The sequence below is a fragment of the Clostridia bacterium genome (genome assembly GCA_035628995.1).
GTDB lineage: Bacteria > Bacillota > Clostridia > Lutisporales > Lutisporaceae > BRH-c25.
The window spans coordinates 1-15,452 of sequence record DASPIR010000034.1 but is presented as its reverse complement, the minus strand read 5'-3'; the positions used below and the strand labels follow the sequence as shown (position 1 = coordinate 15,452).

17 protein-coding genes are annotated in these 15,452 nt (G+C 36.9%); 14 read left to right on the top strand and 3 right to left on the bottom strand.

The window, feature by feature from the left end; translation table 11 throughout:
- The first annotated feature begins 50 nt into the window (after nt 1-50).
- From VEB00_15665 to VEB00_15655, 3 genes are all read left to right on the top strand, one after another.
- A complete protein-coding gene (locus tag VEB00_15665; GenBank protein HYF84452.1) occupies nt 51-590 on the top strand; it encodes a Fe-S-containing protein in 540 nt (179 codons plus the stop codon).
- 277 nt (nt 591-867) lie between these two features.
- Entirely contained in the window at nt 868-3,327 is a 2,460-nt protein-coding gene (locus VEB00_15660) for a heavy metal translocating P-type ATPase (protein ID HYF84451.1), read from the top strand.
- Nucleotides 3,328-3,443: 116 nt separating this feature from the next.
- Nucleotides 3,444-4,265: a phosphatidylglycerol lysyltransferase domain-containing protein gene (locus VEB00_15655; protein ID HYF84450.1), complete on the top strand. Its 822-nt coding sequence runs from the start codon at nt 3,444-3,446 to the stop codon at nt 4,263-4,265.
- Nucleotides 4,266-4,306: 41 nt separating this feature from the next.
- On the opposite strand, the gene VEB00_15650 is transcribed toward VEB00_15655, so the two are convergent.
- Together VEB00_15650 and VEB00_15645 are read right to left on the bottom strand one after the other, a co-directional pair.
- On the bottom strand, nt 4,307-5,341 hold the full coding sequence (locus VEB00_15650; protein ID HYF84449.1) for an ATP-grasp domain-containing protein: 1,035 nt from the start codon (nt 5,339-5,341) through the stop codon (nt 4,307-4,309).
- 103 nt (nt 5,342-5,444) lie between these two features.
- Nucleotides 5,445-7,244, bottom strand: a complete 1,800-nt coding sequence (locus VEB00_15645) for a sulfite exporter TauE/SafE family protein (protein HYF84448.1) — start codon at nt 7,242-7,244, stop codon at nt 5,445-5,447.
- A 172-nt stretch (nt 7,245-7,416) separates the two neighbouring features.
- Here VEB00_15645 and VEB00_15640 point away from each other — a divergent pair, with 172 nt between their 5' ends.
- The 6 genes from VEB00_15640 to VEB00_15615 all read left to right on the top strand — a co-directional run bounded on the left by VEB00_15640 (nt 7,417) and on the right by VEB00_15615 (nt 10,380).
- Nucleotides 7,417-7,725, top strand: coding sequence for a hypothetical protein (locus tag VEB00_15640; GenBank protein HYF84447.1), 309 nt, complete (start codon nt 7,417-7,419; stop codon nt 7,723-7,725).
- 55 nt (nt 7,726-7,780) lie between these two features.
- Entirely contained in the window at nt 7,781-7,906 is a 126-nt protein-coding gene (locus VEB00_15635; protein HYF84446.1) for an LDCC motif putative metal-binding protein, read from the top strand.
- 69 nt (nt 7,907-7,975) lie between these two features.
- Entirely contained in the window at nt 7,976-8,374 is a 399-nt protein-coding gene (locus VEB00_15630) for a DUF2680 domain-containing protein (protein ID HYF84445.1), read from the top strand.
- A gap of 230 nt (nt 8,375-8,604) precedes the next feature.
- The gene (locus VEB00_15625) at nt 8,605-9,309 is read left to right on the top strand and encodes a hypothetical protein (GenBank protein HYF84444.1); all 705 of its coding nucleotides are present in this window, start codon (nt 8,605-8,607) and stop codon (nt 9,307-9,309) included.
- Between the two features lie 168 nt (nt 9,310-9,477).
- The gene (locus tag VEB00_15620) at nt 9,478-9,735 is read left to right on the top strand and encodes a hypothetical protein (protein ID HYF84443.1); all 258 of its coding nucleotides are present in this window, start codon (nt 9,478-9,480) and stop codon (nt 9,733-9,735) included.
- A 492-nt stretch (nt 9,736-10,227) separates the two neighbouring features.
- Nucleotides 10,228-10,380, top strand: a complete 153-nt coding sequence (locus tag VEB00_15615; GenBank protein HYF84442.1) for a hypothetical protein — start codon at nt 10,228-10,230, stop codon at nt 10,378-10,380.
- 232 nt (nt 10,381-10,612) lie between these two features.
- On the opposite strand, the gene VEB00_15610 is transcribed toward VEB00_15615, so the two are convergent.
- A complete protein-coding gene (locus tag VEB00_15610) occupies nt 10,613-11,260 on the bottom strand; it encodes a type II toxin-antitoxin system PemK/MazF family toxin (GenBank protein ID HYF84441.1) in 648 nt (215 codons plus the stop codon).
- Between the two features lie 210 nt (nt 11,261-11,470).
- On the opposite strand from VEB00_15610, the gene VEB00_15605 reads away from it, so the two are divergent.
- From VEB00_15605 to VEB00_15585, 5 genes are all read left to right on the top strand, one after another.
- Nucleotides 11,471-11,848: a hypothetical protein gene (locus VEB00_15605; protein HYF84440.1), complete on the top strand. Its 378-nt coding sequence runs from the start codon at nt 11,471-11,473 to the stop codon at nt 11,846-11,848.
- Nucleotides 11,849-12,365: 517 nt separating this feature from the next.
- On the top strand, nt 12,366-13,631 hold the full coding sequence (locus tag VEB00_15600; protein ID HYF84439.1) for an MFS transporter: 1,266 nt from the start codon (nt 12,366-12,368) through the stop codon (nt 13,629-13,631).
- A gap of 274 nt (nt 13,632-13,905) precedes the next feature.
- The gene (locus tag VEB00_15595) at nt 13,906-14,436 is read left to right on the top strand and encodes a GrpB family protein (GenBank protein ID HYF84438.1); all 531 of its coding nucleotides are present in this window, start codon (nt 13,906-13,908) and stop codon (nt 14,434-14,436) included.
- A 60-nt stretch (nt 14,437-14,496) separates the two neighbouring features.
- Nucleotides 14,497-14,967: a GNAT family N-acetyltransferase gene (locus VEB00_15590; GenBank protein HYF84437.1), complete on the top strand. Its 471-nt coding sequence runs from the start codon at nt 14,497-14,499 to the stop codon at nt 14,965-14,967.
- Nucleotides 14,968-15,039: 72 nt separating this feature from the next.
- On the top strand, nt 15,040-15,452 hold a 413-nt coding region (locus VEB00_15585; GenBank protein HYF84436.1), incomplete at its 3' end, for a DNA alkylation repair protein.

Genomic DNA, 15,452 nt, shown 5'->3' with positions numbered 1-15,452 from the left:
TCTCCATATACAATATGTATTATTAGAGGAAAATGAAGGGTGGAGTTATTTTGGACAATAAAAGCAAAAGCAAAAATATTATATTTATTATACTTGTTGCAGTTTTGGCATCTTTTGCAGTGTATACAATTATCAATAGCAATCAGAAACAACAGGCATCTTCAGCAGATTCGGGCAAACCGCCGGTGACAGTAGAAAAAGGTGAAGCTGTCGACATACCAAGCAATATAGACGTTAAGATATTAAAGAGTGAGATAACCGAAAAAGCTAAATTTTATCCATACAAAGCTGGTGATACTTACATGGAAGTGTTAGCTGTGAAAGCAACAGATGGAAGTATTCGTACAGCATTAAACACATGTCAGGTTTGTTTTGACTCTGGTCGTGGATACTATAAGCAAGTAGATGATACACTAGTATGTCAGAATTGTGGGAATATATTTGGTGTAGATGATGTTGAAGTAGTGAAAGGCGGATGCAACCCTGTTCCGGTTCTTGAGGAAAGTAAAGCCGATGATGGCAATTATATAACGGTAAAGAAAGAGTTCCTGGAAGCAAGCAAAGGCTTATTTTCAGACTGGAAAAGATAGCATAGAAAGCACTATTCGTGTATGAATGGTGCTTTTCCTTTTGTTATACCGAAACAGGCGGTATAATTATGAATACACTGATTGTTCTTAACTCTGTTGGATTTAAACTCATATTGGCAATAATACTATTAGAGGAAATAAAAATAAACAAAATAAAATCTCCATAAAATCTCCATATTGAATACTTATACTGTATAATATAGGGTAGGGGGGTAAAGTAAATACATTGTTAGAAGAGAGATATTAATTACATTATATAATCGAGAGGAGATAAATTATGAAATCGGAAAGCTATAAAATAAATGGAATGACTTGTGCAGCTTGCGCTAAAGCTGTAGAGAGAGCCGTTAAAAAATTAGATGGAATAACCGATGCCACTGTAAATATTGCGACAGATAAGCTTGCCCTTACTTACGATGAAGCAAAAATCAAATCCAGTGACATTATGGAGGCTGTATCAAAAGCGGGCTACGAAGCTCTGGAAGAAAAGAATACAAAAGAGGTTGCCATACCAATAGAAGGTATGACATGTTCTGCGTGTGCCAAGGCAATTGAAAGAGCAGTTGGCAAGCTTCCGGGAGTGGAAGCTGTGTCAGTCAACTTTGCAACAGAGAAAGCGAATATTCGATATAACCCAACTGACTTAAGAATGTCAGAAATCAAGCAGGCTATTGCGAAGGCGGGATATAAAGCACTTGAAATAGAAAGCAAGGACAGAGTGGATGAGGATAGACTGCGGAAGCAAAAAGAAATAAGAATCTTATGGACTAAATTTACGGTTTCAGCAGTTTTTGCTGTCCCTCTCTTATATATAGCAATGGGCGCCATGCTGGGCTGGCCATTGCCGAAAGCTTTGAATCCAATGGATTACCCGCTCTTCTACGCTTTAGTAGAAATTTTACTTGTCATACCCGTAATAATAGCCGGCTACCGTTTTTATACGGTGGGATTTAAAGCAATATTTCACAGAAGTCCAAATATGGACTCTCTGATAGCAATGGGTACTTCAGCTGCTGTTCTTTACAGCCTGTACTCAACCTATCGAATAAGTATCGGAGATTTTCAATATGTTGAAGACCTCTATTTCGAAACAGCAGGTGTAATTATAACATTGATTCTTTTAGGTAAATCCCTGGAAGCAGTATCAAAAGGAAGAACTTCAGAGGCTATCAAAAAACTGATGGGGTTGACACCGAAAACCGCTATCATACTTCAGGAAGGCAAGGAAATTGAGATACCTATTGAAGAAGTTGAAGTAGGCGATATCATAATCGTAAAACCAGGTTCAAAGATTCCGGTGGATGGTGAAGTAGTAGAAGGACTTACAGCAATTGATGAATCCATGTTAACAGGCGAGAGCATACCTGTTGAGAAAAAACAGGGAGATAAAGTATTTGCTGCAAGCATAAACAAGACTGGGTCTATTAGATTTAAGGCTACTAAAGTAGGAAGTGATACAGCTTTAGCCCAAATAATAAAGCTGGTGGAAGACGCTCAAGGATCAAAGGCGCCAATTGCACAAATGGCAGATATAGTATCTGGATATTTTGTACCGATTGTTTTCATAATAGCAACACTGTCAGCATTAGCATGGTACTTTATTGGCGGTGAAACACCAGTATTCGCGTTAACAATCTTTATAGCTGTATTGGTTATTGCTTGCCCTTGTGCATTAGGCCTGGCTACCCCAACAGCCATTATGGTTGGAACAGGAAAAGGAGCCGAATACGGCGTGTTGATTAAGGGCGGGGCTGCACTTGAAACAACACATAAGATTAAAACAATTGTATTTGACAAAACCGGGACAATAACTGAAGGCAGACCAGAGGTGACGGATATAGTCACTACAAAGATTATTGAAAAAAATAAGCTGCTTCAGATTGCAGCATCTGCCGAAAAAGGCTCTGAACACCCTCTTGGTGAGGCAATAGTACGTGGGGCAGAGAAAGAAAATCTGGAAAGCCTTAAAGTAGAGAAGTTCAATGCAATACCAGGTTATGGTATCGAGGTTGAAATAGAAGGTAAGAATGTATTGCTTGGGAATAGAAAGCTTATGATGGATAGAAATATCAGCCTTTCTGCACTTGAAACGGAATCAGACAGATTGGCAACAGAGGGAAAAACACCGATGTACGTCGCTATAGACAATCAAATGGCGGGAATTATTGCTGTTGCTGATATAGTAAAAGAGAGCAGCGCAAGAGCAATAAAGAAGCTTCATGATATGGGCATCGAAGTAGCTATGATTACCGGTGACAACCGCAAGACAGCCGAAGCTATTGCAAAGCAGGTTGGTATAGACCGTGTGCTGGCGGAGGTTCTTCCACAGGATAAGGCCAATGAAGTAAAGAAGCTGCAGGCTGAAGGCAAGAAGGTAGCCATGGTTGGTGATGGTATCAACGATGCACCGGCGCTGGCTCAAGCGGATATAGGAATTGCAATAGGCTCTGGTACTGATGTAGCTATGGAATCTGCAGATATAGTATTGATGCGAAGTGACTTGATGGATGTTCCGACAGCAATACAACTCAGTAAGAGCACAATTCGCAATATCAAGCAGAATCTTTTCTGGGCATTTGGCTACAACGTAGCTGGAATACCAGTTGCAGCAGGCATCCTGCATTTATTTGGCGGACCACTGCTAAATCCAATATTGGCAGCAGCAGCGATGTCATTAAGTTCAGTTTCTGTTTTAACAAATGCTTTGAGGCTGAAAGGCTTCAAACCGTATAAATAAATGACGGTGGGACCTTCGAATCAAAGCTGTGAGTCAATGCTACCATTGTGCCGTTTGTGGTATAATGGTAGCATAAAGGTACAGTTTTGTACATCTTGAAGGAGGCAGAAAAATATTTGAATTTCAGAGAAGTAACACTTGATGATAAGAAAACCTTTGATAGGTATAGAAATATTTGTTCGGATTATTTATTCTCATATATCTATATGTACCAGGAATTGTATAAACTTAAAATAGCAGAAAAGAATGGGGCAGTAGTTATCCGGTCTGACATTGAAAACACCAGCTTCTATATGCCTCTTGGGGACATGAAGCAGGGGATTGCATCAGTTCTTGAATATTGTAAGGAAAATAATATAAGTCCCGTATTCGCTAAAATACCTCAAGATTATTTAGGGATTTTTAATGATCTTAAATTCATCATAGAAGAGGATAGAGATTCCTTTGATTATATATACAAAAACTCAGATTTCATTGAATATAAAGGTAAGGAATTGAGGAATCAGAGAAATAACTTATCTAGTTATTTTAAAAGCTTCACACCGAAATTCGATGATAGGGTAGAGCTGTATATAGATAAATGCAAAGCTTTTACGCTAAAGTATCACAATTCACCGGATAAGCTGAACCCTACATATAAAATGCTTGATAATATTAACGAATTCAATTTAAAGGGTGGGGTAGTCCTGGATAGTGATGAGGTGGCGGCATTTTGTTTGTATGAGAAAATATCTGATGATACGGTTCAATCGCATGTTGAGCTTACAAACAATTCCCACAGAGGGGTGCATGCCTATCTTATCAATGAACTGGCAAAAAGAATGGATGCGGTTTACATTAATAAAGAAGATGATTTGGGGCTTCCCGGACTTAGGAGATTTAAAGAAAAATATAATCCTTGCACTATGTTGAAGAAATATAAAGCGTTTCCGGGTTAGAAAGTTACTGAAATCTTATACGGGTATGATATTGAAAAATATTATACCCGTATAAAGGTTTGATCCCAATGCCGTATCATTTTAGTTCCCCACTTAATATCTACATTTTCAACAGGCATATCATAAGCAAGTCTTAAAGACTCTTCCAGCATGTTTACTCCTGCTCCGTAGTTTGCAACAAGGGAACCAGACACCCGGGGGTTTATTTCTATAAGCTTCGGCTTTCCGTCATTAGAATATTTAAACTGAACATTTATATTGTATGAAAGGTTAAGACTTGATATTATCTCTTTTGTATACGCAATTAAGCCTTCATTTTTCTCAATTAAGGAAACACTGGATACACCCATTGAAGTCTCAATTCTCTGCCTGGGTATGCAGATATAGGTAGTTCCATTTTTGCATACACAGTCAACACTATACTCTTTTCCGGGAAGATATTCTGTAACTAAAAGATCAGGGATATTATCTACTGCTTTTAGCTGGTTAATATATGCTTCAAGGCTCATCTTAGGGGGGCCTGGGGGTTCATTAAACATGTCGATTTTTTCTTCGGTTATAATTCTAAAGCCCTTTCCTCCCTCACCCTGGCCAGGTTTTATACATACAGGCACATTAGGATAGCCAAGCGCTAAAACAGCATTTTTAACAGAATCAATATTTGAAGCTACCGTGTATTTTGGTATGAAATCCTTGTTGTTCAAGAATTGATAGAGATTGATTTTACTATTTGCGATTCCAAGACTTTCAGTGTCCTCTGTCACAAGTACCTTTATACCCAAGCTGTTGAAACGCTTAATATTTTCTGACATAAGAAAGAGCTCATCAGTGTATTGAGGTATTATGGTTGTTATTTTTTCATGTTGACATATATCCAATATTGCATCTATGTATTTTGAGTCTTTCACTTTAGGAACCACATATTTTTTATCTGTCGCTGCAAATCCTGCATTATTTTTGTCTTCTGAATCTGCAGTAATCACATCAATGTCAAAGGACTTAACCCTTCTCAGCATTGCAATATCAGATAAAGTACCCATACTCCCAGCTATAGTCCATAGTACTGTTAAATCCAATTTTCTGCCTCCTTTAGTTACCCTCTTCCTACAATAAGAAACCTCCAAACTAATGATTTATTTTAACATTAATTTGAAGGTTTATACAATCTATGAAATAAACTTAACTTTTCGGAAGATACAGCTCTCGTATTTCTTCTAAGTCTTTAGCCTTAAGGTCATCAACTACTTCAATTATGCCTAAAATGTTTTCGTCCTTTACAATTGCATAACCACCAGCCTTTTCAGGACTAAACTCGACTTCGTTTATACCTTTCTTGCCAGTGAAAGAGGTAACTTTTTCTCCTGTAGTAACATCTACAATTAAATATTCCCCTTCAGCATTATCAAAATCGTTTAAATCAAAGGTCAACTTAGTTTTTTCACTGCTTCCTGTAACAGCTATCAATGGCTGCAATTCATAACCAATACCTTTAAATGAAGCACTTTGTTGTTTCCCATCAACTAGAGCTTTTTTAATTAGCGTTTCAGTTGAAATTTGGTCTATACCAGCATAAATGCTTGGCTGGCTTGGTTCATCAGAACCCTCATCTATTGGAGTTGCACAACAGCTGGGACCTGTGCTTGGTGGAGGTAAGGACGGATCAGCCTTTGATGTATCTACAGAGTCAAGATTATCTACTACTTTTATTACACCTCGTATCATACCCATCCAACAGCTGAAGTTTATATCTTTATCCCCTGGAGTAAATTCTTTAATATTTTCTCCCTTTTTTAATTTCCATTCAAGATTTAATTCTCGTGCAACAATCGCATTATTACACGAATTCATTTCTTTCCCATCGATTATCCACCTAACAGGTATTCCCTTTTGTACATAAAAAGAGTTAGGAGAATAACCATTGTTGTCAGCAGTCATATTTATAATCTGAATGCCATCTTGTAAAGTAGCCTTCGCAACATATGCACTTGAAGAGCCACCTGAGTCGTTGGCTAATGCGGTCATTGGATTAATATTTATACCGGCAAGGGCAAGACCTCTATTTCCCATGATTAAGCCAAGGACTATAATAAGCACACCGCTGAATTTAAGTATTTTCTTAGTATAGCCTTTACTTAAAAGCCCTGACAATGCACCAAAGGTTAGCATAAGAGGTACTGTTCCTATAGAAAACACGAGCATTGCCAAAGCTCCTTTTGTGGCACTTCCTGTACCTAGAGCAAAAAGCTGCATGGTTTGAAGAGGACCACAGGGCATAAGTCCGTTTAAAAGGCCAACAATAAATGGAGATCCAGACTTGTTTTTTATTTTACACGCTGAGAAAGGCAGCTTAATATGAAATTTTCTAAATGTACTAAAGCCCGCCATATTAAAGCCCATCAAAATCATGAATAAACCAGCAAGTATTTGCATTGCCGACTTCGCAACAATTGAAAGCGAAAACACAGAACCAAGGGCACCGATTATTCCACCAAGAATAGTGTAAGAAATTACTCTTCCTATATTATATAAAAGTGCCGGTTGAATAGCTTCAAATCTGTTCTTGCTTTCTTTTGACAAGCTTTGTGAAAGCATAATCCCACCGCACATACCCACACAGTGAAGCGATGTAAGAACTCCTACTACGAAAAGAACCGCATAGGAAGCATTAGCAAGCTTTGCTTCCATGTCAAAACCGCTGGTTTTCAGGCCAAGCAAAACTACAGCAGCTACAACTATAAGAATTCCCATAAATTTATAGTCTTTAGAACCTTGTGTGCTGTATCCTGCATTTTTTACAGCGGCTCTAATTTTGTCCAAGTTGCATAATTCATCATCGTAATTGACTTCTGCAAATTGTCCACTATAGCTGGCTTTGACATCCATTACTCCATCCAATTTCTTAATAGCTTTCTCAACACGACTTTCACAGGAGGTACAGGTCATTTCATAAACTTTAATTTTTTCATTTTTAATACTCATAGATATCCTCCTAATTTTACTTTACAAATCAAGAGTATATACAATAAATATGTGGGTTTTATGGAGATGAAAGAAAATTTTATTCCTTCATACAATCTACATACATTTGTTATTAAATATAATTAAAGAAAAATGCTTTCTTAATTAAGAAAAGCATATTGGAGGGTTAAGTATGAATTGTCATGGAGATAACAAAGGTGAGCAAGGATCGCATAAACATAGTGCATTAAAGCATATGCTGCACATGGCTCTCTGTTGTGGATTACCTATAATTATTATTGGATCTTTGCCACTAATAACAAGGTATAGTCCTGCGGCTGGTGGAATACTAGGAAAGATAGCGCCATTTTTATGTCCGATATTGATGATTTCAATGTTGCCAATGATGTTGGGGGGCAACAAAAAAGGAAATTGTTGTGATGATAAAAATGAGAATCAAGATGATACTAAGCCACTTGAATTAAATAAACCTGCAGAATAATATAATGATGAGGATATTCATAAGGCTAATGATGGGATAAGAGGAGGTTGAGATTATGATAAGTTTTAAGAAAATGATTGACAATTTTTTAAAAAAACTGGCAAAACAAAATCAAGAGCAGTTTGGTAATGAAAAGCTGGACTGTTGTAAATTGGACCGACCAAACAAAACTAGCAAGTAAGAAACTTCATATTTTCTTCACAAAACCCTGTTATTATAAAAATATGGAAAAATTGAAGGAGGAATTTGAATGAAAAGAATAATTACGATTGTTACAATAATGAGCATCATCTCTCTTATGCTTGCAACCGTTGTCTTCGCGGCTGACAATGCAAATGTGCCGCAGTGGTTTAAGGATATGATATCAGCGAGAAAGACACAGGTTGACCAAGCTGCGAAGGATGGCTCCATAACTCAGGATCAGGCAAAACTATATAAAGACAATATCGACCAAATGGAAAAGTTCCATACAGAAAACGGTTTCCCGAATGGTATGATGACTGGAGGGTTCGGCGGCTGTGGAGGCGGAAGCTTCAATAACAGCAAAACCAGCAATAACACCGGATTTGGATTTGGATTTGGCAGTGGAATGATGGGCGGAGGCTCTGGCTACAACATGATGAATGGTTTTAATTACGCTGTTCAATAACTAACATCACATCTAATACCCTCTCTTTTTTAGATGGTTTTTATATTGAAGAAGGCTCAAGCATTTGAGCCTTCTTTGCTTGTTTTAGCAGATGGAAAGTAGTATGTCATACTTCCTCTGGCAATAATACTATTAGAAGAAATATATATCGGGAAAGTCAAAATCTCCATTAAATCTTCATAATAAATGTTTATATTAATATATATGTACGGTAGGGGGGTAAAGTAATTATGAAAGAAAGTAGGTTAGTGAATATGAAAAGAATAATAGTTATTGTTTTGGTTTTATCGTTGGCAGCATCCCTGGCAGCATGCCAAGCAACAGATGTAGTGGGCAAAGTTGCAGTAACATCCTTTGAAGCAGTATTAAATAAAATTCCTGACAAAATAGCTTCTGACGAAGTAAATAATGGATGGGCATTAACTTCCCCAACCGGTGAAAGATTCATATGGGGGAAGGACTTCAGCAAAGAAGGTGCACCTGATATTATGCTCGAGTTTGATGCAAAACCTTTTATTAATGCGGGGTTGGACGTAAATAAGCTGCCAAAAGAGACTTATTTATATGTCAGCGATATGGATAAACTAATGGTTCACTCTGAGTTAGGCAATGAAAAGTTTACTTATAGCGGAGAAGCGAAACCTTTGGATTCCTTCAAGAAAATCGTAGAAACACACCGAGACAGTATTGGTTACCATGAAAAGCTTGACCACTATGGTGTCGCATTGGGCAACGGCAATATGTTTGAATGGGCAAAGGACATGAATACCAATGATAAGGACATCGTATTCGTATTGAACCCACAGCCATTTATCGATGCAGGCGTTGACCCTGCTAAAGTGGAAGGCTGGGTATTCGCAAAGGTCCCAGTCAAGGATGATAACGGCAAGGATATTGAAGTTGACAAGTTATTAAAGCCTTTTGATTTGAAGTAACTGATTCGAAGAACTAAAACATAAGCTTATTAGATAAAGGAGAACCTTATTGTCCCTTGGGCATGCAGGTTCTCTTTTGATTGCAGTACTTTGTGCATCTATTGGATATAGATATTAGTAAATAAGAATTTGGGCAAAATAATAACAAACCAATAAGGAAGTGAAACAATGAAGCTCGTAAAGCTAAGGAGTATGAATGATCAAAGCAGCGAAAAAGGGCATGGTCTATATGAGCAGCATCAACGATGTGAATTATGTAATGTGCCAATATTCAATAACCCTTGTCGTGACTTAAGAAGCAGAGACGTTTTTAAAGGCAAAGGGAAAACCCTTTGTAACAAGTGCGCAGCAACAATTGCAAAAATGCCTGCAGAGCAAGCACTTCAAGCCTTACATAATGCTTCCGAGACATACCCAAGAGAGTAACATAAAAAGAGAACCTCATTGTCAATTGACGATTAGGTTCTCTTTTTATGCCCTTACTCAAATTAAAGCTATGTAGGAGAATTCATAGAACCGTAATATGAAGGTAAATGATTAGATGATTAGTAAATTGCGAAATAAGTCGAATAATGCGGTCGAATTATCAGGGACTTAATGGATGTACAGGAGGATTTTGAAAGGCACCAATTGAACTCTATAAATTAATAGTAGGGGTATTATGCTACGCTAAGAGCATTTCGAATTTAGTTTAGATATATAGCTATAGTTTAGAGTCAGGCAATATTACCATTTAGTGTAGGATCTATGCAGAGTTACAGATAAAACTGGCGGTATTTAATGGCCTGACTATCTGGGGTAAAAATATCTGGGAATATGTTACGTATTTGCTGATAGAAGTGTAATTGTGTCTATAATGGGAAGCTGCAGATGAATTTACCGATTATAGGGAATACCAAATTATTTGTGAGGTTAATTATGGAGAAGAATGAAAAGATATTAAACTTATTCATTGAAGCAGGCAAGCAACTGCGTTATGACTTTGAAGAAATAAAAAAAGATAATCCGCATTATGTAGATAAGTGCCAGGCTCCGAGGTTATTAGGTTATTGTAATCATCGATTTCAGTAACCTAATAACCTTTGCACCTGGCACCTAAACGCACAGTATTCCCCTCAGCCTCCACATCATTTTAGGGTAGGGCATTGGAGGAATTTTTATTTTTCATGATTGTTTTTTGGTTTTTGATAATGAAAAAGACTCCTGAAATTAATCAGAAGTCTTTTCCTATTTTGCACTCATGTGCCTAAAATACTTTATTGTTAGCTCACGCTACTGTAGCTAAAGTATAACATACATGTATTTAGATTACAATACCAAATATATTTTTAAGTTTATTTCTTATTATATCCTGTATTGGTGTATATTTTCCATCTTTATATTTACTTTTATATTCATCTTCGCTCATTAATTTATCAGTTATTTTTAAATCAAATCTATCCGAACTTACAGACCTCATTTGAGACAAATCAATTTTACCTGTCACTTTACTATAAGAAGTCTCATATAGTTGAACCTCTGGATTATATATTTTTTTACCACTTCCTGTTATTGGTGCAACAATCATCATTGAAGACCTAGTAAAAAAGGTATTATTTAAAACAATTACAGGTCTTTTTTTATTTTGTTCGCTCCCTATATTATATCCTAAATCACAATTTAAAATACCCCATTGGAATATTTGGTCTGGACTTTCTTTAGGGTAATCAATTTTTTTATTAGCCCAAATTGCTTGAGATAAAACAAAGTCATAAAATAATAACTTATTAAATAAATCAGAATTACTGGCAGTAATTTTATCATTAACTTTTATCATAGAATCATTCCAATATTTGTATATTAAATTAATTTGAGATTGTAGTAGTTTAATTCTATCTAAACCAGATAATGAAGTTAATATTTTATTTTTTTCATCAATTTTGTCAATTTTATTAAAGTCTAATGCATCCATCGTTATCCTCCCACAAAATACATGTCCCAATTATACCATATTTTGACACAATTAGAAATATATTATGGAAAGTTTATATTATTTCTTTATAGTATATCATATGGTGCAATTATCCATATAGTGTCACTATCACCTAACGTTATGGGAACGTCGGCTAACAATCCATTCGACGGACATTTTCTTTGGGGGTTCGGCTTTGGGGTAAACGTCGTGAATGGAAAGACGTTATCTGAAATCGCGCGTATAGGACCGCCACATCGCGTGAAGGATTATGATTATAAAATATGTACCGGGCACAGCGGTTATGTGGTTATATTTGCATCATTTCGCAATAACTTCTTATCCGGTGTACGCGGTACAATATTATCAATAGTAAACTATCTGCTATTGAATGTTGAGCAACAATTTTGGTACATCATTCTTAAAATCAACTTATTCAAAGGAGAAAGTAAATGGAAATCAGACAAGCCTGAAATCTATTGTTGGAGAAGCTTAGGAATAGTCCAACTGAATTTTCTTCATTTACCAGGATTCGCAAACCACCTGTCTATTTCACTGCGTGGTGGGGCGATGATTCTATCATCGTAGACGAAGCTGCTGAAAAAACTAATAGCGCTAGATTATCAGGTCAGAGGACAATAACATTCAAACAATTTGAAGCTGTCTATTCTCTTTACCCTGACTATATTTCAGGAGTAGATAAGTGCCAGGCTCCGAGGTTATTAGGTTATTGTATTCATCGATTTCAGTAACCTAATAACCTTTGCACCTGGCACCTAAACATTACTATACCCATTTTTATATTGATATTTTCTGAAATTTATGGTTGACTTTTATTAGCAGGATTATCCATAAACTCCGGGTAAGGGGCAACTGAAATAGCTATTTAGGGCAGAAATGTATAATATTGCGTAAGACGCGAAATCAAAGGAAAGTGTTTATGTGAAAGGCTGGACAGCAGATATAGTAAATAATAAAATGATGATTATAATAATTGGATTAAAATGCTCTATAATGATGTTGATCAGTCCGTAATCAATAAAAGTGGAGAATGATTAAATTTGAAATGAGAAATCAGTAAAAAACGCGTGAAAGAGGGGGACATATGCATAGAAACGAAAAAATCTATTACTGGTACTCTGCATTTGCTGATTTAGTGATTTTAACTCCGATTATCGTACTCTACCTAACGGCAAAAGGACTATCGTTTACAGAAATCTTGCTGATCGACTCAATTTTAGCCATTGCAATTTTCGCATTTGAGGTCCCCACTGGTGCGTTGGCAGATAAATTGGGTCGCAAATGGTGTTTGGTTTTGGGCGGGATACTTTGCTGTATAAGCTTATTTATCTACATTATCGGAAATCGGTTTGCCGTTTTTGCTTTCGCGGAGGTGCTTTTCGGTTTCGGCGCTGCATTCAAATCAGGTGCGGATAGTGCACTGATATATGACTCGTTGAAACTTCGCCAACAAGAGGACCGTTATTTGAAGGTTGAGGGAAAGGCACGGTCATTCGCACTTTATACACTAGCCTTTGGGTCAATCACTGCAGGTTTTGCTTACGAAATCAATATTCATCTGCCTTTAATTATTTCTATAGGGTTTATTGCGATGTCGGTGCTTTTCGCGCTGTGTTTTGAAGAAAAACAAGTCGGGGTGGAAAGCGAGCAAGAAACTCTTAGCGATAGCAAGATGCCTACATTCACCATGTCTGCATCTCCAATGCGTGCCTATTTTAACCAGATTCGGGAGAGCGGATCTTATGCAGTCCGGCATCCCAAACTGCGATCTGTGATCTTATTTACGATGCTTTTCTACACCTTTTATCGCGCCGGATTTTGGTACGTCCAGCCTTATATGGAGGCGGTACATATACCGGTCAGCTATTTCGGCATCACGTTCTTTGTTTTCAACATTGCAGCTGCATACGCCTCAAAGCGCAGTCACGATTTTATAAACTGGACAAAATCTAGAACCCTCGGTGTTCTCGGCGGATTGCTGATTGTATCCTATGTTTTTATTGCTTCCCTCCATATATGGGTCGGCGTTTTGTTCATTCTGTTGCAGCAATTCGCAAAAGGATTTTACCGTCCGGTGACATCCAAGTATATGAACAAATATATCCCATCGGATAAAAGGGCAACGGTCTTGTCTTTCCAAAGTCTATGTTCCAATCTGACTGTTGCATTGATTTTACCTATCATGGGCGTTTTGAAGGATAAAAGTGATATTTTTACCGCCCATTGGATTTTGGCGATTGTGATGGGTTTACTATTGGCAGTGCTGATGCGTTATATGAATAAACATATGAGCAGTTCATCAACCACTCAGCTAACTGTTGAAGAGCCAAAAGAGGAATTGCAAGGATAACACCAAATACATATATACATAATGATACATGAAGTGAATATATGTATTTAATTCATGTGTTCCAAACAAAAGGCTTAATTTTTGCCAAGTTCTTCGCAAAGCTCCGAATCAATAATACGTTATATTCTTATGTTACGCAATACCTGAGCTTCCAGTTATCCATACAATTATCATGGACAAGTTGTTCTGATTAGGCTAATAATGGGAAGTTCCCAGAATTTATTTAAGTGTTGGGTATTTATATAATTTACTACCACGATATATGGAGGTTTTTATGTTAGGCTTGAAAAGCGGAACCGTGAGAATAGAAAAATATAATCCGGAATGGAAAAACGAATTTGAAAAGGAATGGATAAGGTTGGAAACGGCTTTAAAAGAATATAATGTAAATATACAACATGTTGGAAGTACATCTATTATAGGATGTTCAGCCAAGCCAATAATTGATATTGCAATAGGAGTAGAATCACTTGAATATGGTGAAAAATTGATATCTGTATTAGAGAAAATAGGCTATATATATGATGGAGATGGGAAAATACCGGGTAGGCATTTTTTTAAGAAAGGTAACGGAGAATTAAGAACTCATTATGTACATGTAGAGCCAATTGATGGGGAATTATGGACCAATCATATTTTGTATAGAGACTATCTAAATAATCATTTTGAATTAGTAAAAGAATATAGTATTTTAAAAGAAAGTCTAGAAAGTGAGTTTGCTGATAACAGAGATGGATATGCCAGAAAAAAAGATCCTTTTATAGAAAATATACTGGAAAAAGCTAAAGAGGAAAAGAGTAGATAAGTGCCAGCCTCCGAGGTTATTAGGTTATTGCAATCATCGATTTCAGTAACCTAATAACCTTTGCACCTGGCACCTAAACGAGTTATTAACGAACCAGAGATGATGGAATATCTTGGAGGACCTGATACCAAAGAACAGGTTTTGAGTCGTCACAAACGTTATTTAGAGCTTGGCGATAAGGGATGTATGTTTAGTATCATATTATATCCAGATTTGAAGGAAGTCGGCTGTATTGGTTATTGGGAAAAAGTTTGGAATTGCGAAGGTATATACGAAATAGGGTGGAGCGTCCTACCTTCATATCAGGGGAAAGGGATAGCTACAGGTGCCGCCAAGTTAGCAATAGACGCAGCAACTGCCGAGAACAAGTATGAATATATTCACGCTTTTCCTTCAATCAATAATCTTGCCTCTAATGCAATCTGTCAGAAGCTGGGCTTTGATTTTATCTCAGAACATGAATTTGAATACCCGCTAGGGAGTTACATGCGATGCAATAACTGGCGTTTGAAGCTTAATATTAATAAATAGCTATTAAGAAGCGATGCCGTAGATATTATCAAGTTACGAATTTTACTATAATATTTTAAGGAGATATTACAAATGGAATTAAACGAAATCATGGACGAACTAAGGTCTCTTGGTACAGAACGTACGAAAAAAATTTACATGGGAAATGGTGCTAAGGAGCCTATTTTTGGCGTAACCATAAGCGCTATGAAGCCGATTTTTAAGAAAATAAAATACAACCAGCCTTTGGCAGAGCAGCTTTATGCAACAGGAAATTATGATGCCATGTATTTAGCGGGCATGATAGCGGAGCCAAAGAAAATGGCAGAAGAAGATTTTAACCGATGGATAGAAGGCGCTTATTTTTATATGATTTCGGACTATATTGTGGCAGTAACTCTTGCCGAAACAGATATTGCCTTTACCGTTGCCGACCGTTGGATTGATAGCGGAAAAGAATTAACAATGTCGGCTGGCTGGAGTTGCTATGATTGGCTATTAGGCAC

What these genes read in the sequence shown, in the direction of transcription:
- VEB00_15660 (HYF84451.1), top strand. Translation starts at nt 868, where the DNA reads ATGAAATCGGAAAGCTATAAAATAAATGGAATGACTTGTGCAGCTTGC.
- VEB00_15645 (HYF84448.1), bottom strand. Translation starts at nt 7,244, where the DNA reads ATGAGTATTAAAAATGAAAAAATTAAAGTTTATGAAATGACCTGTACC.
- VEB00_15640 (HYF84447.1), top strand. Translation starts at nt 7,417, where the DNA reads ATGAATTGTCATGGAGATAACAAAGGTGAGCAAGGATCGCATAAACAT.
- VEB00_15635 (HYF84446.1), top strand. Translation starts at nt 7,781, where the DNA reads ATGATAAGTTTTAAGAAAATGATTGACAATTTTTTAAAAAAACTGGCA.
- VEB00_15630 (HYF84445.1), top strand. Translation starts at nt 7,976, where the DNA reads ATGAAAAGAATAATTACGATTGTTACAATAATGAGCATCATCTCTCTT.
- VEB00_15625 (HYF84444.1), top strand. Translation starts at nt 8,605, where the DNA reads ATGAAAGAAAGTAGGTTAGTGAATATGAAAAGAATAATAGTTATTGTT.
- VEB00_15620 (HYF84443.1), top strand. Translation starts at nt 9,478, where the DNA reads ATGAAGCTCGTAAAGCTAAGGAGTATGAATGATCAAAGCAGCGAAAAA.
- VEB00_15615 (HYF84442.1), top strand. Translation starts at nt 10,228, where the DNA reads ATGGAGAAGAATGAAAAGATATTAAACTTATTCATTGAAGCAGGCAAG.
- VEB00_15610 (HYF84441.1), bottom strand. Translation starts at nt 11,260, where the DNA reads ATGGATGCATTAGACTTTAATAAAATTGACAAAATTGATGAAAAAAAT.
- VEB00_15600 (HYF84439.1), top strand. Translation starts at nt 12,366, where the DNA reads ATGCATAGAAACGAAAAAATCTATTACTGGTACTCTGCATTTGCTGAT.
- VEB00_15595 (HYF84438.1), top strand. Translation starts at nt 13,906, where the DNA reads ATGTTAGGCTTGAAAAGCGGAACCGTGAGAATAGAAAAATATAATCCG.